This is a genomic window from Pseudomonas sp. A125 (genome assembly GCF_055409485.1).
This window is the reverse complement of record NZ_JBUZVP010000030.1, coordinates 78,028-100,093: the sequence shown is the minus strand read 5'-3', so window position 1 is coordinate 100,093 and position 22,066 is coordinate 78,028. Positions and strand designations below refer to the sequence as shown.

Sequence of the window (22,066 nt, the reverse complement as noted above, 5' to 3'; positions counted from 1 at the left end):
AAACCTTTTCCCACATAGTCTCGTCGTCCTGACTGAATCGGTTGGGGGATTTTAAACCAAGACCTTGAAAGGGGTGGCTGTAAGAGCGGAACCCTAAGCGGCCGTTACCTAAATAACGGATATACACACCATCCACCCCCAACCCCTCAATCAGGCCACTTTTTCAGCCGCCTGACCGTCCCGCTCCGCCACCAATCGCCGAGTCAGCGGAATCAGCCGCCTGCCATAGTCGATCGCATCATTCAGCGGATCAAACCCACGAATCAAAAAGGTCGTAATACCCAAGTCGTAATAGTCGAGCAATGCCTCAGCCACCTGATCAGCAGTGCCTACCAACGCCGTGGAGTTACCCTGAGCGCCCAGCAGCCCGGCAATCCCGGTCCACAGCCGCTTATCCAAACGCGAACCCTGAGCCGCCGCCGCCAATAGCCGACGCGACCCTTCATTCGGCGGTTCACGCCGCACAAACCCATTCTTCTCAGCCAGCGCCGTAGCCTGCTCCAGAATGCTGTCAGCACGCGCCCACGCCAGCTCCTCGGTCTCAGCCAGAATCGGCCGCAACGACAAACTGAAGCGAACCGTACGCCCATGCTTGGCCGCTTCAGCCCGCACCTGCGTGACCACTTCCTTCACCTGCTCGTAGGTCTCACCCCACAGCGCATACACATCCGCATGCTTGCCGGCCACCGCAATGGCCGCCGCCGAAGACCCACCAAAGTACAGCGGAATATGTGGCTGCTGCGGCGACTTCACCGTCGAAAACGCGCCCTCGTACCGGTAGTAGGTGCCGTGATGGTCGAAGGGCTTTTCACTGGTCCATTCCTGGCGCACCACGCTGAGGTATTCGTCGGTGCGCGCATAACGTTCGTCCTTGTCGATATGGCTGCCGTCAGCCCGCAGTTCACGGTCGTCGCCGCCGGTGATGATGTGCACGGCCGTGCGCCCGCCGTTGAACACATCCAGCGTGGCGAATTGCCGGGCGGCGAGGGTGGGTTGGACAAACCCGGGCCGATGGGCAATCAGGAACTGCAGCTTTTTCGTCACGCTGGCCGCATGAGCGGCGATCAGCGTGCTGTCCGGGCTGTTGGAGTGGAAGGCCACCAGGGCGCGGTCAAAGCCTGACTCTTCGTGGGCGCGGGCCACGGTTTCCACGTATTCGGGCTGCAAGGTCGGGCCGCTGCGAGGGTGGATCTCCGAAGCGTGGTGGCCGCCGATATAGCCGATAAATTCGATGCTCATGGTCAGTCCTTGTTGAGGGCAGGAATAAAGCCTCCACCGGGCAGGGGGTCGGTCTGTGGTCTTAAAAATAGGGCCGGCGCCCGGGCCTGTAAAATGCCGATTGGTTCTATCCTAATTATAAAAATACAGAATCATAATTTTAAGTAGTTATCAGAAATACGCATTTTAAAACGCATTAGGTTATTCCCAGATAGAATTTCACTGAGGTTTTTTATGTGAATAGCATGAAACCGCAGCGGCGCACTTGGCGGTGTTCTTGATGAGGAAGGAAGCCCGACCGATGGCCTGGACCAGGACATCGCCCCCGGCGAGTTTGTTACGCTGCTGGGCGCCCGCGGTTCGTCGTTGTGTTTTGCCCGGGTCTGAGGTCTCATTGGGGCCTGGAAAACTTGCGGGTAAGGAACAGCACTTTGATACGCGAAGAACTGGCGCAATATGGCGGCATCACCGTGATGATTCCGGCCGCAGTGGTGATCGCCGTCTGGCTCTGGTATTCCCGGCCCGAGGCGGTCAAATGGTGGCTGATGACCATCGCTTGCACCTATTCCATCGTGGCGTTCAGCAAGTTGCTCTTCAAGGGTTGGGGCGTGTCGCTTCAGCACTTTGATATCGCCGTGCTCAGTGGTCACGCCATGAACACCTCGCTGATGGTGCCGGTGGCAATGAGCCTGGTGGCGCGTCGGGTCAACCCCGATTGGCGCTGGCCAGCGGCTATCGGCGGGATGTTGCTCACGGGTTTGTTCAGCGCCTATTGCGTCGCCCCCTATATTCACCCGCTCAACGAGGCGTTGGCCGGGGGCTTCCTGGGTGGCATGGCGGCGCTGGCGTTTCTGTGGCGGCTTGAAGTGGTTGACGTGCAGGTTTCCCCATCCTTGATCGGTGGGGGGATGGTGATTCTGTTGTTGAGTGCGATGGTGCCCAAGTACAACGCCGAAAAACTGCTCAACCATGTGGCCGTGGCCGTTTCAGGCGCCGAGCAGGCCCATCAGGAGCCTTCCTGGCGAGCCTCTTCCATGCCGTTGAACGCCGAGTAAGTCGCCAGGTCCAGGGCCAGGTTACTCTCCACCAGCAGCTCCAGCAGTACGGTTTGGCAATTAAAGCGTCGGGCATGGCCGCGGCGCTGGGAGCGCTTCATTTGCTTGAACAGCGTATCGGTGATGTCCAATGGCGCGTTGCCGCGCAAATGATCCAGCCAGTGCGCCAGGGTTCGCGTGTTGCGCGCAAAGTGCTCTGCGGGTAACTGTTCGTCGGGCGCCAGGCCCACGAAACCTTCAAACGCGGTGGTGAGCCTTTTCAAGGCGTAGGCACGTTTCAGGTCCTCATAAATGCTCATGGCCGCTCCTCGGTGCAGGAGATGTTGGCAAGTAACTCGGCGGTCTTAATTTGCATGAAATGGCTGTCGCCGCGGCTTTCCACACACAGGCAAACGGACAGCGGGTTGCTCACCTGCAACTTGAAGCGCCAGTCGGCAAAGACCATTGACAGCCCGGTACAGGATTCGTCGCTGTCCAGAGAGTTGCTGGCATACAACACCTGCATGCGTTCAACGACCGTGGTTGAACTGTTCACCTTGACGTGGATATTTCCCGAAGAGGGAAACAGGCCGATACGCTCTACCAATAGCTTTGAACTTTTCATGGCCGTCCCTCGCTGTTTATTCCCGTATTACTTTATTCTGAAGCTGTGAAAAAGTATCCGGATGTTAGTTTTAGTCTGTTAAATAGCTGGGTGTTATTTTTTGTCTGTTTAAGTTTTATGCCAGGCGTTCGCTCGAACTCGGCTGATTTCTGCCAGTGGCAGGTTGATTCGTTGTTCGCGTTGCAGGAAGTTCATCAGCAATACCACACGTTCCTCACCGTCCATGGCCAAAAACACCGCCTCCAGTTCCGCAAACGGCCCTTGGTTGATGCGTACGCTCTCGCCCGGTTGCAGCAGCGAAGTCACGACCGCGTGGTGCTCCCGTACCTGCAGTTCGCCCACCAGGGCGTCGCTGATCGCCAGCGGGTGCGGGCCAAAGCCCACGATCCGTGCCACGCCGCGGGTCGAGCGCAGGGCGCTCCAGCTGTCCTGCAGGCTCATTTGAACAAACAGATAGCCGGGGAACAGCGATTCTTGCGTGGTCTTTCGCTGGCCCTTCATCAGCCGTTCGCGTTTGTAGGTAGACCGGAAACAGGTATAGCCCTGGCGCTGAAGATGCTCCTCGGCGCGCGCGTCCTGTCGGGATTTACAGTGGACCAAGTACCAGGCTGTGTGGGCACGTGCGCTCATGGAACTTCCTCGGTTTACATAAAGCGATCTCGGCGGTTATGTAATTTAAAGCCGGTAAAGGCTGCGCAGTCATGAATGTTATAAAAGGTCTGGTTAAACGTCGGCGTGTTATTTTTTGTCCGGCGATAATTTTGGGGGAAGTTAAAGTTCCATGGTAATAAATACTGCCGTGAAGTAATGAGCTTGAAGTTATTACTTTGTGGGGTAATGGATGACCCGGGGAAGAGTGCCTTGTTTAAAAGCGTGTTGATTGTCTGTATTGGCAATATTTGCCGCAGTCCCACCGCAGAAAGCCTTTTGCGTGGCGCGCTCAGTCGCTGCGAGATCAAGGTGAGTTCTGCGGGTATTGCCGCGTTGGTCGGCAAGCCGATTGAAGCCACTGCGCGTGCGGTACTTGAAGCCCATGGTCATCCGGCCGATGAGCACCAGGCCACCCAACTGGCGCCACAGGCGATCAGTGCAGCCGACCTCATCCTGGTGATGGAGCGGCAGCACATCAGTGCCGTCCTGCGCATGGCTCCCGAGGCACGAGGCAAGGTCTTGCTGCTGGGGAAATGGCAAGGCGAGCGAGAGATCAGCGACCCTTATCGCCAAGGGAAAGCTGCTTTTGTGCACGCTTATGCGTTGATCGAAGAAGCCGTAAACGCGTGGGCGCAGCGTCTCGTACGCTGATCGTCATTACTTTTTGAATCGATATAAAGGCTAAGAATCCGACTTATGCAGCAAGCGCCAGCAATCACCGCACAGGAAGACGAAAACGAGGAGATTGATCTCCTTGGTCTGTTTGGAACACTGATCGACCACAAGTGGTTGATCGCGGCGATTACCGGCGCCTTTATGGTTACGGGCGCCGCGTATGCGGTGTTGGCGACCCCGGTCTACCAGGCGAATGCCCTGTTGCAGGTTGAAGCGAAAAAGAACGACTTGCTGGGCTTTTCGGACATCGGCGGCATGCTGGGCAAGGAGTCGCCGTCGGCCACCGAGATTGAGCTGATCCAGTCCCGCTACGTGATTGGCAAAACCGTCGACAACCTGAAACTCGATGTTGTTGTACAGCCGATGTACTTCCCGGTGGTGGGTGAATTCCTGGCGCGCCGCTTCCAGAAGGCCAACCCCGGTGCAGTCGCCGAGCCCCTGCTGGGCCTGGACAGTTTCGCCTGGGGTGGCGAGTCGCTGAAAATATTCAAGCTGGACTTACCCGACGGGCAACTGGGCAAGAAGCTGACCCTGACCGTGGGTGAACACGCGCAGTTCACCTTGGTGGATGAAGATGACCAGGTGTTGGCGGCCGGCGAGGCGGGGCAACTGTTCGAGAAAAATGGCCTTGCGTTTCAGATTGAAGAACTGCACGCCAGGCCTGGCACGCGTTTTCGGGTGATGCGCAATGCGCGCCTGACCAGCATCCTCGACTACCAGGAGAACCTGGACGTGGTCGAGCGAGGTAAAGAGTCGGGCATGATCGGGCTCGCGCTGGAAAGCACCGACCCGGACCAGGCGATCAACATCCTCAATCAGATCGCGGCCATCTACGTGCGCCAAAACGTGGAGCGTACCTCGGCTGAGGCGGCGCAAAGCCTGGCGTTTCTCAAGGAACAATTGCCGCAGGTCAAAAAGGACCTGGAAAAAGCCGGCAAGGCCTTGAATGAATACCAGACCCGTAGCAAGTCAGTGGACATCACCCTCGAAACCAAAGCGATTCTCGACCAGATCGTGGGGCTCGATACCAGCATCTCCGAGTTGAAGCTGCAGCAGGCCGAGATGGACCGCAAGTTCACCCGCCAGCACCCCGCGTATCGCGCGTTGCTCACCCAGATCGGCGAGCTGACCAGCAAGCAACATAGCCTGGCGAGCCGGGTAGAGAGCCTGCCCTCCACTCAGCAGGAACTGTTGAGCCTCACCCGGGATGTCGAGGTGGGTACGGCCATTTATACCCAGTTGCTCAACAAGTCCCAGGAGCTGGATGTGATGCGCGCGGGCACCGTGGGCAACGTGCGCCTGATCGACACCGCAGACGTCAATTACCTCAAGCCGATCAAGCCGAAAAAGATCTTGATCGTGTTGATCGCCACGCTGCTGGGCGGTTTCCTGGCCGTGGCGCTGGTGCTGCTGCGCAAGGCGCTGAACCGGGGCCTGGAAAGCCCCGAGGCCATCGAGCAATTGGGGTTGCCGGTGTATGCATCGATTCCCTACAGCACGCTGCAAAAGGGTGAAGAAGACAAAATTTCCCGCGCCCGTGGGCGTACCGATGCCGGTTCTTCATTGCTGGCTATCAGTCACCCCACAGACCTGGCAGTGGAGGCCTTGCGCAGTTTGCGCACCAGCCTGCACTTCGCGATGCTCGAGGCGCCGAATAACCGGATCATGATCTCGGGCCCCAGCCCCGAGGTGGGTAAAACCTTCGTCTCGGTCAACCTGGCCGCGGTGATCGCGCAAACCGGGCAGCGCGTATTGTTGATCGACGTGGATATGCGCCGGGGCTACCTGCACAAGGTGTTGGGCGTGCCTGCCCAGGATGGGCTCTCGGACGTCCTCTCCAATCAGTGCACCCTCGAAACTGCCATTCACAAAACCGGCGTTGAAAACCTCGACTTCATCAGCCGTGGGCAGATACCGCCCAACCCCTCTGAGTTGTTGATGCACCGCAACCTGACCCAGCTGTTGTCGCAAGTCAGCGCACGTTATGACCTGGTGATTCTGGATACACCGCCGCTGTTGGCCGTAACCGACGCGGCGATCGTAGGAAGGCAGTCGGGCACCAACCTGATCGTGACGCGCTACGGCCTGAACCCGGCCAAAGAGATCGAACACACCCTGCGCCGGTTCGCCCAAAACGGCATCACGCTCAGGGGCGCGATCTTCAACGGCGTCGAAAAGAAAGCCTCCGCCCGCTATGGCTACGGCAACTATGGGTATTACCAGTACGAGTACCAGGCCGATCGAAGCTGATCCAAATCGTTGCGCCCCAGCGTCCTGCGCAGTAACCGCAGGCTAGACGCCACGTTTTCAGGAAATGAACGAAAAATCCTGGGGCGGTAGCGTGCCAAATTCAACATACGCATGAAGAATACCCAGCCATGTTTTACCTGTTATCCCTAATCGCGCTGTCGGCGGGTTTGCTGGCGGTCAAAAGTGCGAAGTACTCCATTGTGCTGTTCGGGGTGATGCTGTCGGTGATTCCTACCGGCAACTCCTACAGCGAAATAATTTCCCTCAAGGGAATCTACTTCTTTGACTTCTACATCGTGGGCGGGCTGGGTGCGTTGCTGATCCGCCAGGTGCTCACGCAGAAGAGCCAACTGACGGCGCCGGGCGGGCTGCTCTTCGGGTGCGGGCTGTATGTGGTGCTGCTCGCCTGCGGCCTGCTGGAGTCCTCGAACAAGTACCTGCTGAAGGATGTTCGGCCTTTTATCATGATCCTGTCGTTTATCGTGCTGACGAATATCGCGACCCTCGCCGCAAAAACCCTGAAGTTGCAAACGGTGCTGAAGCTGTTGATCGCGATGACGGCGTTCAACGTGCTGGACATCGCCTGGTTACGCTTGGGGCTGTACAAGTTTCAGGACGTCTACTACGAAGAAAACGCCTATCGGTATCTTGATGGGGGCACTTACGCAGCGGTGGCCTACCTGATCTATTACTTCATCGAACCACGCCTGTTTGAACAGCGAAAAAAGCTCGCACGCCTCTGTCTGGCGACCTCGCTCATCTGTTTGTTTATCGCCAACTCACGGTTCATCTTCGTGGCGGTGTTTGCGGCGATCATCATTCACCAATATCAAAAGCCTGCGCGCATGTTCGGGGCCGCCCTGGCAGGCGCCGTGGTGCTGATGGCGTTTATCGGCATCAGCAACATGATCGGTGCCGATCGAATCAATGACGGTTTGTCGTCTGAAGGCATGGCCGCGCAACTGGCAACGCGCTTCAGCCCCGCGCTGGAGCTGATCCGGGGCATGAACCCGGTGCATTACGTTGTGGGTCTGGGCGCGGGAACGCCGTTCGAAATTCCCTGGTTTGAATACCGCGGCCTGGATGACAAGAACTCAAATATCGACAGTGCTTACTTAACCTACTTCGTTAAATACGGGCTGATCGGGTTGTACCTGTTGTACGTATTCATCACCTCGATCACCCAGCACATGCACAGCCGGGTGGCGGTCTCTATCGGCGTGTTTTTGGGCGTGATGTTCGTTGTTTCGGCCACGCCTTATCAGCCGTATGCCATCGGCATCGCGTATGGCGCCATCGTCCTGCGGGTGTGTGCCGAACACGCCGCCCGGCAACGCAAAAAGATCCTCAGCACGCGCCAGCCGCTGATAACCACGCCCCTGCAGGTGAATGCCGGATGAACAGCACACTGTTGAAAAAATTCGTGTCGAGCACGGCATGGAGCTTCATCTCCGCCGTCGCCACGAAAGTGTCGGTGGTGATTACCGGGATATTGGTTGCGCGTGTATTGGGCGCGCAATCGTTTGGTGAGTACGGCCTGATCCAGAGCGCGATTGTGATGCTGGCCAACGTCGCCGCCCAGGCCACCACCACGGCGACGGCCAAACATATCGGGCAGTTCAAGGACCTGAGCGCCGAGAAAACCGGCAAGGGCATCGCCCTGACGCTGATTTTTTCGGTGTTGTTCAGTGCGCTGATCATCGGGACAGCGCTGTTTTTCCCGCATTTCTTCTCCAGCGTCATCCTGGGGACCGACAGCCTGAACGCAGCGTCGCTGATTGTGTTGAGCACCATCACGCTGATTATTTTGTCGGGCTGGACTCAAGGCTGCCTGACTGGCTGGGGACAGTACCGCTCGATTGCGACGATCAATGGAATCATCGCGATTGTCGCGATCCCGGCGACTTATTTCCTCACCGTTCAGTTCCGCTTGAACGGCGCGCTGTTGGGGTTGGCCGGTTCTCAATTGTTGATCGTATTTTTCAGCGCGCTGGCGTGCTGGAAAATACTCAAGGCCCGGGACACCAGGCTGAGTTTTAAGGGCGCAATCAGTGAAAAGCACGCGGTGCTGTCGGTGGGCCTGCCGGTGTTGTTGACGGGTTTGATGGTGGCCCCGATGAACTGGTTTGCGAACAAGCTGCTGGCCCAAACTGCCAACGGGCTTGCGGCGCTGGGCATGTACGCCGCGGCCATGCAATGGAACGCGATTTTCTCCCATGTTTCCGTGGTATTGGGCTCGGTGCTGGTGCCGATGCTGGCGGCGGCGCTGGGCGGCAGGAATCGCAAGTTGGACGCCTTGAACTTCTTGTCGGGCTGGTTAGTGGTGTTGGTGATTATCCAGCCGGTGATCATGTTTCCCGAGTTATTGGCGAAGCTCTACGGAAGTAGTTTCCTGGGGCGGGATTTTGAAGTCACGTTGACACTGGTGATTCTTGGATCACTGCTCAGTGCATTCAAGTCAGGCATTTCAAGAAAGATGATCGTGATGAACCTGGCCTGGTTCAGCGTGATGAGTAACGTGCTGTGGGGCCTGTTATTCATAGCGGGTGCTCTATGGCTCAGGGAGGAGGGCGCTGTCGGGATTGCCAAGGCATTTATCGGCTCCCAGTTCATCCATTTCCTGCTCGGCCTGCCGTACTTCGTCTACAAGAAAATACTCCCTCTGGAGTTGCTGGTTTCTCCCAGGATATTGGTCTTGTGGGCATCGCCTTTTGTCAGTTTTATCTCAAGTGCCTACGTTGAAAGTATGGTCTATCGATTGATGATACTGGCGTTGATATTTATCTACATTCTTGCAACGACGTTTGCCTTGAATGCCGTGTTTAACGACCCCGTGGAAAATGGAAGCCCAGCATGAATGTCAGCAAAGTATATATCCGGGGGGCATACGGTCCTGGTAATTTGGGTGATGACGTATTAATGCTATGCGTCATTAATATTCTGAAAAAACGCTTTAAAGAATCGGATATTGCGGTGGGGGTCGATCACCCGCAGATCGCCAGGAACTTCAACCCGCGCATCAAGTGGCTGCACATCAAAGAGCCGGTCAAGGCCGACCTGGTGGTGTTGGGCGGCGGAGGCCAGTTCTTCTCATTTATCCCGCCGGTTAAAGCGGCCACCGCCCGCCAGGGCATCGTGGCCAGGCTGTACAAGAGCATCAAGGCCCAGACGGACCTGACGTCCACGCTGCTGCGGTTGTATGTCGGCATGCGTGGTGGTGTCGACAAGATCTACTTCCACCGTCGTCTCGCGGCGTTCTGTATCGGCCTGGGCCCATTTGACGGCGGCGGCAAGCTGCTGGACCGCGCCGTCAGCGTGATCAATCGCTGTGACTATATTTCCGTGCGCGACGGTACCAGCCAGCAGCATTGCAACACGTTTGGAAAGGCCGACGTTGAGGTGTACACCGACCCCAGCCTGCTTTCCAATCTGTGGATCTCCAGCAAAGACCTGGAAGTCGGTAGCCTCAAAAAAGCCAAGTACCTGTCCTTCATCCTGCGCGACTGGCCTCACGACGCGAAGGGGCAGCAGTTCATCAAGGCGATGGTGCAGGCGGCTGACGAACTGGCCAAACGCGGCGAGCAGGTGCGCCTGGTGTCGCTCTACAAAGAACGTGACCAGCACCTGATCGACAAGTACGACCAGTTCCAATGGTTGTGCTGGGATGCGGCGGGCGACACGCCAGAAAGCTTCATGGCGAAACTGATCGTCGAGTCCGATGTGATTATCAGCGCCCGTGCACACGGGGTCCTCCTGCCGGCGTCCCTGGGGTTTCCGACCATCGCCATTGAAATCGAAAACAAGCTGAAAAAAGTCCATGAAATGCTGCCCCGCGGCACGCGGTTGGTCAGCACCCCGAACCCTGAGGTGATCATGAGCACCATCAGCGAATTCAGGCAATCCAAGGCGCAAATGGCCGAGCACCTCAAGCAAGAGATCTCGCAGCGAGCGTCCATTGCCCAACAAGCAGTCGACGACTTTTTGAAATGGGTCGATGAAAAATAAAGGCGGGCTATCGACGTGAAAAATTCAGCCTCGACACTGCTTGCTGTGGCGTTCTCAGTGCAGATGGCCGCGAGCGGCGCATCCGAGACAATTGACCGCTGCGAGCAACCGATCAAAAACATCTACCCGTCACTGCCGGATACTTCCCACAGGCTTAACGGTCCCCAGGCGCAGGACAGCATAAAGGGCAGCGCCAACCTGACCAACAAGGCCTACAGCCAGAAGATCAAGGACATCGCCGTGCGTTTTCCCGCCGGTTCCTACGACCCGGGTTCTATGGTGCGCCTGGGTTTGCCCTACGGCGGTATTGAATTCAAGTCGCCGCTTGCGCAACCGGGGCGCGATTGCCTGGTGCTGACGTATGAATTGAAATTCGACAAGAACTTCAACTTTGTAAAAGGCGGGAAACTGCCGGGCCTCTACGGGGGCACCGGCAATACGGGCGGGAAGATACCTAACGGCCATGACGGTTTTTCCACGCGCTATATCTGGAAAGAAAAGGGCGCGGGCGCGATTTATGCCTACCTGCCCACCAGTAAAACCTGGGGGACAGCAATAGGCCTGGGGGCCTGGAACTTTACCGTCGGGCAGTGGCACACCTTGGAACAACTCGTGAAGTTGAATACCCCGGGCATGGCCGATGGAGTGATTTCCATCTGGTACGACAAACAGTTGGTACACGCCGAAACCGGGCTGACGTTCAGGGACACCCCGGACATCACCATCGATGGTTTGCTGTTTTCGACATTCTTCGGGGGCAACAACCCGTCGTTCGCCACGCCGGTCAGTACCCATATCCGTTTTCGGAATTTTGTGATGAGTTCCCAGCGCGTGACAAATGCATCAGGGCAGGGCGACTAGATGAAACACCTGAAACTGAATATCAAGAAGGCCGCCTTGGCCCTGTTCAACACGCTGCTCTGCCTGGCGTTGTTTTTCAACCTGAGGCGTTTTCTGCTGCGGGCAACCGGCTGCCGGGTGGGCGCCAATACCACGGTTCACCGCAAGGTGGTGTTGTTCTCGTTTGGCAACTGCTCGATAGGCAAAAACTGCACGATCAATTACGACTGCTACCTGGATAACCGTGCGGGCATCCGCATCGGCGACAACGTCAATATTTCCCATAACACCCGGATTTATACCCTGGGCCACGATATTGATGACCCGATGAGTTGCCTGGTCGGCAAGCCCGTGGTGATTGAAGACAACGCCTGGATCTTCCCCAACGTGATGGTGATGCCCGGCGTCACTATCGGTGAAGGTGCGGTGGTTTATCCAGGCAGTGTGGTGACGCGCAACGTTGAAGCCTATTCGATCGTGGGCGGCAACCCGGCCAAACCTATTCGCTCTCGAAATAAAAACATTCTGTACCGCGCTGACTTTCCTGTCTGGTTTGCCTTGTAAAGCATCCCGTGTGCCCACCCTTATTTATGCAGGACTTTTAAGTGAAATCATTAATGATTGCATGGATTGGCTATCAACGACGCGCCGATACCATGAAGCAGTATTGGGCGTATGACATTCTGCATCTGCCCAACCAGTTCAAGAAGAAAGCGGCCCGGCCACTGGACTATTTGGTCAAGTCGTTCAAAACCCTCAAGACGCTGTTGGTCGGCGCGCCTGAAGTGCTGTGGGTGCAATTGCCGCCGAGCCCGGTCTTGCATATAGCGCTGGCCTACAAGTGTGTATTCAACCGGCGCCTGAAGATTATTGCCGATGCCCACAACAGCCTGTTGCGCAACCAATGGATAGGGTTTCCGGGCACCGTGTCCCTGTTGAATCGGATTGATGCGGTGGTCGTGCATAACTTCAAGGTCAAGGAAGAGTTGACGGGCCTGGGGGTCAAGGAGGCGAATATTTTTATCCTGGAAGACCTGCCGTGCGACTTTGCGGCGGCGCCCGCCAGTGAGCGCGAGAGGCCCTATGTGCTGTTTCCTTGTTCGTTTGATATCGATGAACCGATCGAGATCGTGATCAACGCCGCCCGGGAAATGCCGGGGGTCGACTTTCTGATCACCGGCAAGCATCAAGGCAAGCTCTGCGAGGACCTCGTAGCCTCACTGCCCGGGAACATCAAGCTCACCGGCTTTCTCAGCAAAGCGACGTTCGAGCAGTTGTTGTGCAACGCGAATGTGGTGCTCGGCCTCACCACCCGCGACAACGTGCAGTTGAGCGTGGCCAACGAAGCGGTCAGCGCCGGCCGGCCCATGGCCCTTTCGAACACCACGGTACTGCGCTCGTTGTTTTCCGAGGCGGCGGTGTTTGTGGAGACGCTGGACCCGCTGTCCATCAAGGCCGGCGTTTCGCAACTCATCGCCAATCAAGACACCTATAAAGAAAAGTCAGCCTTGCTCAAAGCCAAGCGAATTACCCGCTGGGAAGGGCAGGCGCAATTGTTAAGAACTGCCGCCGCTATTTAATGATGCCTATTCATTCTGACAGGAAGGGAACCGTCATGAGTCAATCAAGTGATGTTTTATTGATTTGTTCTGGAGGTGGACACTGGGTGCAAATGAGCAAGTTGCTGCCGGCCTTCGAGGGTCAAAAAGTTACCATCGCCACCGTCGATATCAGCATTGGCTCGCAGTACCCATTGCATAAGTTTGCGCCAGTCCCGGACTTTAACCGCAGTGAACCCTTGAAGATCATCAAGGGCTTTTGCCAGATCTTTGCGATCGTCTACCGCAGCAAGGCCAAATACGTGATTTCCACGGGCGCCGCTCCGGGCTTGCTGGGGTTGGTCGCGGGCAAACTCATGGGGAAAAAGACCCTGTGGATCGACAGCATCGCTAACCCCAAGAAGCTGTCTTTGTCTGGAAGAATCGCGGTTTATTTTGTCGATGAATTGCTCACCCAGTGGCCCACGCTGTCACAAAACAGCCGGGCCCAATACCAAGGGAGGATCGTATAAATGATATTTTGCAGCGTAGGCACTCAAGCACCGTTTGAAAGAATGCTCGGCTACTTGAATGAATGGAGCCACGCAAATCCTCAGGTTCCGATTGTGGCGCAGGTGGGCAATAACGAAAATGACCTGGGCCGTATTACCGCCTACAAGACCATTGCCGAGCCGCTGTTTTCCAAGAATTTCAATGCCTCAAAGGTGATTGTTTCCCATGCGGGCATGGGCAATATCATTCGCTCCCTTGAACTGGGCAAACCCATCGTTATCGTTCCGCGCGATAGCCGACGGGGCGAACATATCAATAATCACCAGTTCGATACCGCCGAGAACTTTTCAGACCTTCCGTCTGTATTTATCGCCCATGATAAAGACGGGTTTTTTTCGGCGATTGATTCGGCGCTCAACTACAGCAGTGCAGAAAGCCCGTTGGACTTTACCGAAAGAGATCGGTTGATCAGTTATGTAAAGTCATTTACCTCTTAAGCCCTGATTGCTTGTCAATAAGCTCTTATTGCCTTTAATCATCGAGTAATCGCTATGATCCCAGTTATATTGTCTGGCGGCTCAGGCACGCGCCTGTGGCCGCTTTCCAGAGCACTTAAACCAAAACAGTTTATTGCCCTGCACGGTGACTTGAGTTTGTTTCAGGCCACGTTGGAGCGAATCAAGAACTTGTATATCGAGGGCGAGAACGTCAGCCCTCCGATCATTGTGTGTAACGAAGAACACCGGTTCATCGTGGCCGAGCAAAGCCGATCGCTGGACCTGATCCCGCAGAAGATCCTCCTGGAGCCTACGGCCCGCAATACCGCCCCGGCGATTGCGGCCGCGACGCTGTCGGCGCTGGCGGATGGCGACGACCCGATCCTGCTGGTGCTGGCGGCAGACCATGTCATTGGTGATAGCGGCGCCTTCAATGCGGCGCTGACGGCGGCCAAGGTGCAGGTCAACCAAGGCAAGATCGTCACCTTCGGGGTGGTGCCCACCAAGCCGGAAACCGGCTACGGCTATATCCGTACCTCACTGGCGGCGGTCGACGGCGCCGCGCCCGTCGAGGCCTTTGTAGAGAAGCCAGACCTGGCAACGGCGCAAAGCTATTTGGCCCAGGGTAACTACTTCTGGAACAGCGGCATGTTCATGTTTCGCGCCTCGGTGATGAAGGCCGAGCTGGAACGCTTGAGCCCCGAGACCGTGGTGGCCGCCGAACTGTCGCTCTCCAACGCGGCGCATGACCAGGACTTCACCCGGCTCAGTCAGGTGGATTTTGTGAACGCACCCAACGTGTCGATTGATTACGCGGTGATGGAAAAAACCGCTATCGCCTCGGTGGTCATCCTCAATTCCCCATGGAGCGACCTGGGCGCCTGGGATTCGGTGTGGGAAGCGGGCGCCAAGGATGCCCACCAGAACTGCACCCGGGGCGACGTATTGCTGCAAGACGTCACCCACAGTTACGTGCACGCCAGCCATCGCCTGGTCACCGTGGCGGGCATCAGTGACGTGGTGGTGGTCGAGACCGCCGATGCGGTTTTGGTGACCACCAAGGACCATGCCCAAGACGTCAAGAAGATCGTCACCGAGCTGACTAAAAACCACCGGGTCGAAAGCGCCAGCCACCGCGAAGTCTATCGACCGTGGGGCAAATATGACTCGGTGGACCAGGGCTATCGGTACCAGGTGAAGCGGATCACGGTGAAGCCTGGGCACAAACTGTCGGTGCAGCTTCACCATCATCGGGCCGAGCACTGGATCGTGGTGTCCGGCACCGCAAATGTGCAAATCGCGGACAAGCAGGTGCTGCTGACCGAGAACCAGTCCACCTACATCCCGATTGGCGTGGTGCACTCCCTCGAAAACCCGGGACGCATCCCGCTGGAGCTGATTGAAGTCCAGTCGGGCTCCTACCTCGGCGAAGACGACATCATCCGCTTTGAAGACCGCTATGGCCGCCTTGAGCTTGTTTAAAGGAATAATGAAATGAATGTAACTGTATTTGGAATCGGCTATGTGGGCCTGGTGCAAGCGGCGGTGCTGGCTGACGCGGGGCATGAAGTCTGTTGCGTGGACATCGATGCGATCAAAGTCGAGAACCTCAAGAGCGGGATTATTCCGATCTATGAGCCGGGCTTGAGTGCACTGGTACAGAAGAACCATGATGCCGGGCGCTTGCATTTCACCACCGATGCCGCGCAAGGCGTGCGCCACGGTGAGGTGCAGTTTATCGCCGTGGGCACGCCGCCCGATGACGATGGCAGCGCTGACATCAAGTATGTGCTGTCCGTTGCCGCCACCATCGCGCTCAACATGACCGAGCCGAAGATCATCGTTAACAAGTCCACGGTTCCGGTGGGTACGGCGGACAAGGTCCGGGCGAAGGTGTGCGAAGTATTGGAATCGCGGGGGCTTGAGGTGGAGTTTCACGTTATCTCCAACCCCGAGTTCCTGAAGGAAGGTTCGGCGGTGGCAGACTGCACTCGCCCCGACCGAATCGTCATCGGCAGTGACAGCAGCTATGCCGTGGACCGTATGCGCGAACTGTATGAGCCCTTCAACCGCAACCACGAAAAAATCATCACGATGGACATCAGGAGTGCCGAGCTGACCAAGTACGCGGCCAACTGCCTGCTGGCCACCAAGATTTCCTTTATGAATGAAATGGCCAATTTCGCCGAACGACTGGGCGCAGACATTGAAGCGGTGCGTAAAGGCATCGGCTCTGACCCGCGCATCGGCTACGACTTTATTTACCCCGGTTGCGGCTACGGCGGCTCGTGTTTTCCCAAAGATGTGCAAGCCCTGGAGCGCACCGCCGCGTCGATCGGCTATCAGGCCACGTTGTTGTCAGCGGTTGAAGAAGTGAACAAGCGCCAGAAGCAGCATTTGTTCGGGCACATACACCATCACTTCGGCGGGCAGCTGGAGGGCAAGACCTTCGCCATCTGGGGCCTGGCCTTCAAGCCCAATACCGATGACATGCGGGAAGCGTCCAGCCGCGTATTGATCGAACAATTGCGCAGCGTGGGCGCCAGGGTTCAAGCCTTCGACCCGGAAGCGATGGCCGAAACCCAGCGTATCTACGGCATGAACGAAGACTTGCTGCTCATGGGCACCAAGGAAGCCGCGCTGCAGGGCGCCGATGCCTTGGTGATAGTGACCGAATGGCGCGAATTCAAAGCCCCGGACCTGGACTTGATAAAAGAAAAACTGAGTACGCCGGTTATCTTTGACGGCCGCAATATATTTGATCCACCCCGCATGAAAGCCCATGGCTTCGACTATTACGGTATCGGTCGCGGGTTGTCGGTGCGGCCCGTTGTTTAACCCTGACGATTATTAACATTGGTAGTTTGAAGTATCTACAAGTGAGATGATTTCGAGCAGGCTAAGTGCGTGATCCAGCAGGGTCTTGTGCAGTTTTCATTGCCTGTTTATCTGCGTTCCATCATTACTCCCTTATTTAGAAGTTCTATAAGGGGTAACTATCGAGAAGGAGTCTGATATGAGGAAACTACTGTTGGCCGGCGTGCTGGCTTTCACAAGTACCGCAGCATTGGCGGCGGCTGAAGTCGTCGGTGCGGCGGCGAGCGAGGCAACCGGCGCAGGCGAGTCCCTGTCGTTGGACACCCCGCTCGTGGGCGGTGTGACGCTGGGTGAAGGGGTGGGTGTAGGCACCGCTGTTGTCGGCGCTGCAGCCGCCGCGTCCAACTCGGGCGGCAGTTCCAACGGCGGTACTTCCGGCACCGGCGGTACCACGGGTACAGGTGGTACCACCGGTACCAACTAATCCCTCGTAGCGTTTGTTGTTCCTAGATCACTCAGTACTTTCTGGGTGATCTTTTTTAGACTCGCCCTCGACTAGCGTAGTGCCATTATGATTCGTAGGTTACCTGTTCTTCTGCTGGCAAGTATCAGCTTGCACGGCTGCATGTTTTCGCCTGGTCAACACATGGACACCGGTCAAATGTCCAGTGAGGGCTCGCTTGAAAGTACCCGGGTGGAGTTGATTCCCATCACCCCCAAATTGATTGCCATGGATGCTGCCACGCACGTTCGCGAGTCGGTGCCTCCGGCATTGCTGGCCTATGTGCCCGGTGGTTATCGCGTCGGTGCCAATGACCTGTTGTTTATCACGGTGTGGGATCACCCCGAGTTGACGGCGCCGTCCGGGCCGCAACAGCAGATTGACGCGAACGGGCGTCTGGTTCGCCCCGACGGCACGCTGTTTTATCCGTATATCGGTAATGTCCCGGTGGCCGGTAAAACCATCGAAGAGTTGCGTGCCTCTATCGCCGGGCGCTTGTCGCAATTTATTGAAAGCCCTCAGGTTGACGTCAGCGTCTTGCGCTTTGCCAGCCAGACGGTGGTAGTGACCGGTGCGGTGGTCAAGGCCGGCCAACAGCCGATTACCACCACGCCGTTGAGCGCAGTGGAGGCCATTGGCGCCGCCGGCATCGACCCGACCAATGCAGACCTGTCGGGCCTGACGCTGACACGCGACGGCCAGGAGTACCGGCTGGACCTTGACAGCCTCAACCGCCAGGGCTCGCAACTGCAGGGCATCTACCTCAAGGGCGGCGACCGGTTGTACTTGCCGTATAACGACCAGAAGCGCGTCTACCTCATGGGTGAAGTCAACCAGCCCCGGGCGCTGAGTTTCAAGGGCAAATCGATCAACCTGACGGATGCCCTGGGCACGGTGGGTGGCTTGAACCAGACCACCTCCAACGGCAATGCGGTCTACGTGATTCGCGGTGCGGACAACCTGGAAACCGAGCCGGCCAAGGTGTTCCAACTCGATGCCCAGTCGCCTTCCGCGCTGGTGCTGGCTACCCGCTTCGACTTGCAGCCCCAGGACATCGTGTACGTCGGGCCGGCCGGCGTGACGCGCTGGAACCGCCTGATCAGCCAGTTGCTGCCTACCGCCAGTGCCATTGGGATTGGTGCCCGATCGGCCAATGACCTCAGTGAAGTCAACAGCAGATAAGGCGCTATCTTGTCGTGAAAATTTTGCCTACCTGCGCCTGCCTATCGATGGCGCTCTTGTTGTGCGGGTGTAACCCGTTGATGAGGGCGTCCTGGTACACGCTCGAAACTTCCGTCTCCGGCCCCGCTTCCCTCAACGTGACGCGCGCCCAGGTCGATGCGGTGCCGTACCCGCAGATCCTGGTGACCACCGCCTCCAGTGAAGGGGTGATGGCCATGGCCCGCCGCCGGGGTGACCTGGAATTCTGGGTCGCTTCCGGTAAACAGGTGGTGATGATGCGCGATGGCTTGGTGGTGCGTACCGTCGGGCTGGGGGTTGCCCTCGATGGCACCCGCTTCAGTGGCGAGTCGCCGTTCAAGCGCGGCCTGCAACATCTACCCGCCGGCTATACCAGCACGCGCTGGATCGACGTCTACGCCGGCAACCGAATCGGTATCGCCGTGCACAGCCGTTTCAGCCCCCAGGGCACCGAGACCCTGCGCATTCTGGACAAGGATTACGCCTTGCTGCGTATCGACGAACAGGTGGATGTGCCCACCCTGGATTTTGGTGCCACCAACCATTATTGGGTCGACCCGCAGGACGGTTTTATCCTGCGCAGCGAGCAGTATCTGACGCCCCGGTTGTCCCTGAAAATCGTGCAGTTGCGCCCTGATCGGGGGGCTGTACGGTGAAGTATTCGAAGCTTTTATGCCTGGGCCTGCTGTTGATCGGCGCCGGTGCAGCCCAGGCGGCCGTCACGGTCAGTGGCGATGTACGCAGCCCTGGCGCTTTCGAGGTCAAGCCGGGTGCGCGTTTGCTGGACGCTATCCGGGTGTCCCAACCCAATGCCGAAAGTTACTGGCTGGGCGCCGCGTGGCTGCACCAGTCGTTGGTGGGTAAGCAGGCGCGCCTGAAGGCGGGCGTGTTGTTCGACCTCAAACTGCTGCAGCGGGGCGCCTTGCTGGATGACAAGCAAGCGCGCGCAGACTTGAGTGCGCGCCTGTATCAGCAGGTTGAGCGGTTGCCCGTCACCGGCCGCCAAGTGGCGGTGCTGGACCCGATCGCCGTGGAAGCGGGGTTCGCCCGCAACGCGTTGCTCGATGAGGGCGACCACCTTGTGTACCCCGCAAGGCCCACCACGGTGGACGTGCTCGGGGCGGTCGCGATGCCCTGCCAGGTGCCTTATCGCGCCCTGCGCGAAGTTCGGGATTACGTGCGCGACTGCACCCTGCTGGGCGACGCCGAGCGTGATGAGTTGTGGTTGATCCAGCCCGACGGCCAGGTGCGGCGAGTGGGCGTGGCGGCATGGAATCGGGAGGACGGCATCGTGGCCGCCCCCGGCAGCCGGATCCTGGTGCCGGTGCGCAGCGATGACCTTGAGACGCCCACCCCTGAGCTCAACCAACAACTGGCCGAATTTTTCGCCACTCAACCGTTGGCTGAGGTGAACCCTTGAATTTACGTTTTGCTGCTGTATTGCTCCTGCCCTGCGGACTGGTTCACGGTGAACCCCGCTACACCCAAAATGATTTTGGCGGCGTGGGCCTGCTACAGACGCCCACTGCACGCATGGCCCCTGCGGGCGAGTTAAGCGCCAATGCCAACCGCACCGATCCCTACTCGCGCTATAGCTTTTCCTTGCAGCCCTTCGATTGGCTGGAGGGTTCGTTTCGCTACACCGCCATCAGCAACCGCCGTTACGGCGCCGAGGCGTTGAGCGGCAGCCAGAGCTTCAAGGACAAGGCCATCGATTTCAAGGCACGGCTCTGGGAAGAAAGCCACTGGGCGCCGCAAGTGGCCTTTGGCGCCCGGGATATCGGCGGTACCGGGTTGTTTTCCAGCGAATATTTCGTGGCCAACAAGCGCTATGCCAACCTGGATTTCAGCCTCGGTATCGCGTGGGGTTACCTGGGTAATCGCGGCGACTTCGGTAACCCATTGTCGGTGTTTGGCAGCAAGTTCAACGACCGGCCCAAGAGCACTGCGGTGGTCGCCAGGGCAGGGGACGTGAACTCCAATGCCTACTTCAGGGGGCGGCCTTCGTTGTTTGGCGGGATTGCCTACCAAACGCCCTGGGAACCCCTGAGCCTGAAACTCGAATATGAGGGTAACGACTACAAGCACGAGCCGTTGGACAACCCGATCAAGCAGGATTCGCCGGTCAATATCGGTGTGGTCTACAAGCTGGCCGACAGCGTGGACTTAAGTGCCGCCTGGGAACGCGGCAATACCGCGATGTTCGGCATCACCCTGCACACCAACTTTGTCAGCCGCAAGGCACCGGTCAAGACCTACGACCCTCCCGCCGAACCCTTGCCGGCGCGCATCCCCACCACCCCGGCCGACCAGGTCAACTGGGCCAGTGTCTCCGATCGCTTGCAGCAGAATGCCGGCTACAAGGTGGAGCGCATTGCCCAGCGCGGTTCGGAGCTGATGGTGTATGGCGAGCAGCAACGCTACTTCTATTCAGCCAAGGCCGTGGGGCGCGCCAGCCGGATTCTCGACAACAGCGCCAATCAAGACATCGATTGGTTCACCCTGGTGAACAAGCGTTATGACATGCCCATCGAAGAAACCAGCGTGCCCCGTGAGACCTTCCGCGCGGTGGTGAACAACGACCAGCCGTTGACGGACCTGCACCGTGCCACCGAAGTCAACCCGGCGATTGCCCACCGGGAAACCACGCTCTACAGCGCCCCACTTGAACCGTTCAGCTATGGCCTCGGCCTGGGTTACAAACAGAACATCGGCGGCCCCGACGGCTTGCTGTATCAGTTCACCGCCGACGCCGACGCGCAATACCGTTTCACCCGCAATACCTGGTGGAGCGGATTGCTCAGCGCCAACCTGCTGAACAACTACGACAAATTCACCTACGACGCGCCAAGCGGGTTGCCGCGGGTGCGTACCGACCTGCGCCAATACATGACGACGTCTGATGTGACGATGCCAAACTTCCAGGTCAACCATGCGCAGCGCCTGGATCGCGACCTGTATGGCATGGTCTACGGCGGTTATTTGGAGTCGATGTATGCCGGGGTGGGGGGCGAGGTGTTGTTTCGTCCTGCAGGCAAACACTGGTCGGTGGGCGCGGACCTGAACTTCGTGCGCCAGCGGGATTTCAACCAGGGTTTGGGCCTGCGCGATTACCAGACCATCACCGGGCATGTCACCAGCTATACGCAATTGCCCTATGACACCCTGGCGGCGGTCAGCGTGGGGCGTTACCTGGCGCGGGACTGGGGCACCACCGTGGACATCTCGCGGCAGTTCAAGAACGGCGTCAAATTTGGTGGCTGGGTCACGCTGACCACCGCCTCCAAGGAAGAATATGGCGAGGGCAGCTTCGACAAGGGTATCTATATTTCGGTACCGTTCGACGAGCTGATGAGTACCTCGACAATGCGCCGGGCCAACGTCGTGTGGGCCCCACTGACCCGTGACGGCGGCGCCCGCCTGAACCGCGCCTACTCGCTGCAGACCATGACCGACGGGCGTGACAGCGAACTGTTCTACAACAACTTCGAGAAGATCACCGAGTGATGCTGCGGCACTCGCCAACACACTGACTGACTGCCCGGTGCGAAATGCGCCGGGCAGTGCGTGGGCCACAACAGTCACGCGCCAGGTGCAATGCCGGCGCGCATCACGGCCCTCACTTCTCACTTTCTAACCTCTACTCCCTATGGTGTGGGCCTGGATGCCCAGGCGCTGCTGTGGGCGCTGTTGTTGCGTGT

General features: G+C 57.9%; 22 protein-coding genes. 18 read left to right on the top strand and 4 right to left on the bottom strand.

The window, feature by feature from the left end:
* Window positions 1–150 precede the first annotated feature (150 nt).
* Window positions 151–1,239 carry an LLM class flavin-dependent oxidoreductase gene (locus ACZRN6_RS29855; protein ID WP_464009526.1) on the bottom strand — a complete coding sequence of 363 codons (1,089 nt, stop codon included), beginning with the start codon at window positions 1,237–1,239 and terminating at the stop codon, window positions 151–153.
* A 410-nt stretch (window positions 1,240–1,649) separates the two neighbouring features.
* On the opposite strand from ACZRN6_RS29855, the gene ACZRN6_RS29850 reads away from it, so the two are divergent.
* Window positions 1,650–2,273, top strand: a complete 624-nt coding sequence (locus ACZRN6_RS29850; RefSeq protein ID WP_322145678.1) for a hypothetical protein — start codon at window positions 1,650–1,652, stop codon at window positions 2,271–2,273.
* Here the strand turns inward: ACZRN6_RS29850 and ACZRN6_RS29845 are convergent.
* The 3 genes from ACZRN6_RS29845 to rfaH form a co-directional block, all read right to left on the bottom strand.
* Window positions 2,225–2,572 carry a hypothetical protein gene (locus ACZRN6_RS29845; protein WP_464009525.1) on the bottom strand — a complete coding sequence of 116 codons (348 nt, stop codon included), beginning with the start codon at window positions 2,570–2,572 and terminating at the stop codon, window positions 2,225–2,227. The two genes, ACZRN6_RS29850 and ACZRN6_RS29845, sit on opposite strands and share 49 nt — an antisense overlap.
* On the bottom strand, window positions 2,569–2,877 hold the full coding sequence (locus ACZRN6_RS29840; RefSeq protein WP_322145676.1) for a phosphomannomutase: 309 nt from the start codon (window positions 2,875–2,877) through the stop codon (window positions 2,569–2,571). Before ACZRN6_RS29840 ends, ACZRN6_RS29845 begins: the two co-directional genes overlap by 4 nt.
* A 108-nt stretch (window positions 2,878–2,985) precedes the next feature.
* Window positions 2,986–3,507 (bottom strand): transcription/translation regulatory transformer protein RfaH, encoded by a 522-nt coding sequence (gene rfaH, locus ACZRN6_RS29835; protein WP_322145675.1) that lies wholly within the window; start codon window positions 3,505–3,507, stop codon window positions 2,986–2,988.
* Between the two features lie 231 nt (window positions 3,508–3,738).
* Here rfaH and ACZRN6_RS29830 point away from each other — a divergent pair, with 231 nt between their 5' ends.
* From ACZRN6_RS29830 to ACZRN6_RS29750, 17 genes are all read left to right on the top strand, one after another.
* Window positions 3,739–4,179 (top strand): low molecular weight protein-tyrosine-phosphatase, encoded by a 441-nt coding sequence (locus ACZRN6_RS29830; RefSeq protein WP_322148707.1) that lies wholly within the window; start codon window positions 3,739–3,741, stop codon window positions 4,177–4,179.
* A 45-nt stretch (window positions 4,180–4,224) separates the two neighbouring features.
* The gene (locus ACZRN6_RS29825; protein ID WP_322145674.1) at window positions 4,225–6,453 is read left to right on the top strand and encodes a polysaccharide biosynthesis tyrosine autokinase; all 2,229 of its coding nucleotides are present in this window, start codon (window positions 4,225–4,227) and stop codon (window positions 6,451–6,453) included.
* A gap of 128 nt (window positions 6,454–6,581) precedes the next feature.
* Window positions 6,582–7,853 carry a DUF6369 family protein gene (locus ACZRN6_RS29820; RefSeq protein ID WP_464009524.1) on the top strand — a complete coding sequence of 424 codons (1,272 nt, stop codon included), beginning with the start codon at window positions 6,582–6,584 and terminating at the stop codon, window positions 7,851–7,853.
* Window positions 7,850–9,310, top strand: a complete 1,461-nt coding sequence (locus tag ACZRN6_RS29815; protein WP_464009523.1) for an oligosaccharide flippase family protein — start codon at window positions 7,850–7,852, stop codon at window positions 9,308–9,310. The genes ACZRN6_RS29820 and ACZRN6_RS29815 overlap by 4 nt, the downstream gene beginning before the upstream one ends.
* Entirely contained in the window at window positions 9,307–10,458 is a 1,152-nt protein-coding gene (locus ACZRN6_RS29810) for a polysaccharide pyruvyl transferase family protein (protein WP_322145671.1), read from the top strand. The genes ACZRN6_RS29815 and ACZRN6_RS29810 overlap by 4 nt, the downstream gene beginning before the upstream one ends.
* A 15-nt stretch (window positions 10,459–10,473) precedes the next feature.
* On the top strand, window positions 10,474–11,319 hold the full coding sequence (locus ACZRN6_RS29805; protein ID WP_464009522.1) for a polysaccharide lyase: 846 nt from the start codon (window positions 10,474–10,476) through the stop codon (window positions 11,317–11,319).
* On the top strand, window positions 11,320–11,862 hold the full coding sequence (locus ACZRN6_RS29800; protein ID WP_322145669.1) for an acyltransferase: 543 nt from the start codon (window positions 11,320–11,322) through the stop codon (window positions 11,860–11,862).
* 53 nt (window positions 11,863–11,915) lie between these two features.
* Complete coding sequence (locus tag ACZRN6_RS29795) at window positions 11,916–12,878, top strand: glycosyltransferase family protein (protein WP_464009528.1); 963 nt, start codon at window positions 11,916–11,918, stop codon at window positions 12,876–12,878.
* Window positions 12,879–12,913: 35 nt separating this feature from the next.
* Window positions 12,914–13,369, top strand: a complete 456-nt coding sequence (locus ACZRN6_RS29790) for a polysaccharide biosynthesis protein (RefSeq protein ID WP_323570987.1) — start codon at window positions 12,914–12,916, stop codon at window positions 13,367–13,369.
* On the top strand, window positions 13,370–13,846 hold the full coding sequence (locus ACZRN6_RS29785) for a glycosyltransferase (protein WP_322145667.1): 477 nt from the start codon (window positions 13,370–13,372) through the stop codon (window positions 13,844–13,846). It begins immediately after the preceding gene.
* A gap of 54 nt (window positions 13,847–13,900) precedes the next feature.
* Window positions 13,901–15,328, top strand: coding sequence for a mannose-1-phosphate guanylyltransferase/mannose-6-phosphate isomerase (locus ACZRN6_RS29780; protein WP_464009521.1), 1,428 nt, complete (start codon window positions 13,901–13,903; stop codon window positions 15,326–15,328).
* Window positions 15,329–15,340: 12 nt separating this feature from the next.
* On the top strand, window positions 15,341–16,684 hold the full coding sequence (locus ACZRN6_RS29775; RefSeq protein WP_322145666.1) for a UDP-glucose dehydrogenase family protein: 1,344 nt from the start codon (window positions 15,341–15,343) through the stop codon (window positions 16,682–16,684).
* Window positions 16,685–16,862: 178 nt separating this feature from the next.
* On the top strand, window positions 16,863–17,147 hold the full coding sequence (locus ACZRN6_RS29770; protein WP_322145665.1) for a hypothetical protein: 285 nt from the start codon (window positions 16,863–16,865) through the stop codon (window positions 17,145–17,147).
* Window positions 17,148–17,234: 87 nt separating this feature from the next.
* A complete protein-coding gene (locus ACZRN6_RS29765; RefSeq protein ID WP_464009520.1) occupies window positions 17,235–18,347 on the top strand; it encodes a polysaccharide export protein in 1,113 nt (370 codons plus the stop codon).
* A 14-nt stretch (window positions 18,348–18,361) separates the two neighbouring features.
* Complete coding sequence (locus tag ACZRN6_RS29760) at window positions 18,362–19,021, top strand: YjbF family lipoprotein (RefSeq protein WP_464009519.1); 660 nt, start codon at window positions 18,362–18,364, stop codon at window positions 19,019–19,021.
* Window positions 19,018–19,785 (top strand): capsule biosynthesis GfcC family protein, encoded by a 768-nt coding sequence (locus tag ACZRN6_RS29755; protein ID WP_464009518.1) that lies wholly within the window; start codon window positions 19,018–19,020, stop codon window positions 19,783–19,785. Before ACZRN6_RS29760 ends, ACZRN6_RS29755 begins: the two co-directional genes overlap by 4 nt.
* A complete protein-coding gene (locus ACZRN6_RS29750; protein WP_464009517.1) occupies window positions 19,782–21,872 on the top strand; it encodes a YjbH domain-containing protein in 2,091 nt (696 codons plus the stop codon). The genes ACZRN6_RS29755 and ACZRN6_RS29750 overlap by 4 nt, the downstream gene beginning before the upstream one ends.
* Window positions 21,873–22,066 lie beyond the last annotated feature (194 nt).

Coding starts and splice junctions, on each gene's coding strand:
- ACZRN6_RS29855 (WP_464009526.1), bottom strand. CDS start 1,239: ATGAGCATCGAATTTATCGGCTATATCGGCGGCCACCACGCTTCGGAG.
- ACZRN6_RS29845 (WP_464009525.1), bottom strand. CDS start 2,572: ATGAGCATTTATGAGGACCTGAAACGTGCCTACGCCTTGAAAAGGCTC.
- ACZRN6_RS29840 (WP_322145676.1), bottom strand. CDS start 2,877: ATGAAAAGTTCAAAGCTATTGGTAGAGCGTATCGGCCTGTTTCCCTCT.
- rfaH (WP_322145675.1), bottom strand. CDS start 3,507: ATGAGCGCACGTGCCCACACAGCCTGGTACTTGGTCCACTGTAAATCC.
- ACZRN6_RS29825 (WP_322145674.1), top strand. CDS start 4,225: ATGCAGCAAGCGCCAGCAATCACCGCACAGGAAGACGAAAACGAGGAG.
- ACZRN6_RS29820 (WP_464009524.1), top strand. CDS start 6,582: ATGTTTTACCTGTTATCCCTAATCGCGCTGTCGGCGGGTTTGCTGGCG.
- ACZRN6_RS29815 (WP_464009523.1), top strand. CDS start 7,850: ATGAACAGCACACTGTTGAAAAAATTCGTGTCGAGCACGGCATGGAGC.
- ACZRN6_RS29810 (WP_322145671.1), top strand. CDS start 9,307: ATGAATGTCAGCAAAGTATATATCCGGGGGGCATACGGTCCTGGTAAT.
- ACZRN6_RS29800 (WP_322145669.1), top strand. CDS start 11,320: ATGAAACACCTGAAACTGAATATCAAGAAGGCCGCCTTGGCCCTGTTC.
- ACZRN6_RS29795 (WP_464009528.1), top strand. CDS start 11,916: ATGATTGCATGGATTGGCTATCAACGACGCGCCGATACCATGAAGCAG.
- ACZRN6_RS29790 (WP_323570987.1), top strand. CDS start 12,914: ATGAGTCAATCAAGTGATGTTTTATTGATTTGTTCTGGAGGTGGACAC.
- ACZRN6_RS29785 (WP_322145667.1), top strand. CDS start 13,370: ATGATATTTTGCAGCGTAGGCACTCAAGCACCGTTTGAAAGAATGCTC.
- ACZRN6_RS29780 (WP_464009521.1), top strand. CDS start 13,901: ATGATCCCAGTTATATTGTCTGGCGGCTCAGGCACGCGCCTGTGGCCG.
- ACZRN6_RS29775 (WP_322145666.1), top strand. CDS start 15,341: ATGAATGTAACTGTATTTGGAATCGGCTATGTGGGCCTGGTGCAAGCG.
- ACZRN6_RS29770 (WP_322145665.1), top strand. CDS start 16,863: ATGAGGAAACTACTGTTGGCCGGCGTGCTGGCTTTCACAAGTACCGCA.
- ACZRN6_RS29765 (WP_464009520.1), top strand. CDS start 17,235: ATGATTCGTAGGTTACCTGTTCTTCTGCTGGCAAGTATCAGCTTGCAC.